We start from the raw sequence: 630 nt of genomic DNA, 5'->3' as shown, positions 1-630 counted from the left end.
GTCCGACAAAAGGTTACACAACTCCTAACTGAGAAGGTGTCATTAACGGATATTGCCAGAAGACTTCGCGTGTCAACGTCCACTGTCTATCGTAAACTCGACCAGTTTACTTTCAAGGAACACTATGACAAACTCCCAGCTATTATGTCCTGGGATGAGTTTGGGTTCAAGAAAGGGAAATTGGCTTTTGTTGCGCAGAACTATGAGACAAACAAACTCATAACCATCCTTGATAATCGTCGCCAAACCACTATACGAAACTACTTTTTGAAGTATCCATTGAAAGTCCGACAACAGGTACAGTTTATCACGATGGATATGTCGGGGACCTATATGCCACTAGCCAAAAAACTTTTTCCAAACGCCAAAATCGTTCTTGATCGTTTCCACATTATCCAGCACCTTGGTCGAGCATTTTTAAAGACAAGAATTGCTATTATGAACCAGTTTGATAAGAAGTCACTACCCTATCGAGCCTTGAAAAATCACTGGCGACTCTTTCAAAAGGACAGCCGTAAGCTATCGCTCAACTCTTTTTATTCAAAGACCTTCCGACAAACTTTAGTACCACATGAAATCATTGAGAAGACATTGGTCTTTTCAGAAGAGCTCGCTAATGCCTACAAACTT

General features: G+C 41.0%; 1 protein-coding gene. It reads left to right on the top strand.

Going from position 1 to position 630, the window contains the following annotated elements; genetic code table 11:
- A partial coding sequence (locus tag HMPREF2697_RS04335) for a transposase (protein ID WP_142350077.1) occupies positions 1-630 on the top strand: 630 nt, incomplete at both ends.

The organism is Streptococcus sp. HMSC064D12 (assembly GCF_001837205.1).
Classification (GTDB): domain Bacteria; phylum Bacillota; class Bacilli; order Lactobacillales; family Streptococcaceae; genus Streptococcus; species Streptococcus salivarius_D.
This window is presented reverse-complemented; position numbering and strand designations above follow the sequence as displayed.